Below are 212 nucleotides of genomic sequence, written 5' to 3' on the forward strand. Positions count from 1 at the left end.
TCAGCAGCCGCCAGGTGCGTCGGTTGGGATTGATTGCGATGAGCGAACGCGATCTGCAGCGGATTGAGGTTTTGTCGAAAGTGATCGCCGGACGCATGACGTTGGCGTCGGCGGCGCGCGTGCTTGAGCTGAGCACCCGCCAGGTGCGTCGGTTGCTGGAGCGGATCAACACCGGCGGTGCGGCTTCGATCCGGCATAAGGCAATCGGCCGG

1 protein-coding gene is annotated in these 212 nt (G+C 64.2%); it reads left to right on the forward strand.

What is annotated here, in order from left to right; all coding sequences use genetic code 11:
* Positions 1-23: 23 nt before the first annotated feature.
* Positions 24-212 (forward strand): helix-turn-helix domain-containing protein (locus IB265_RS36475; RefSeq protein WP_192496248.1); only part of this gene is annotated, 189 nt, incomplete at its 3' end.

The organism is Ensifer sp. ENS10, assembly GCF_014852025.1.
GTDB lineage: Bacteria > Pseudomonadota > Alphaproteobacteria > Rhizobiales > Rhizobiaceae > Ensifer.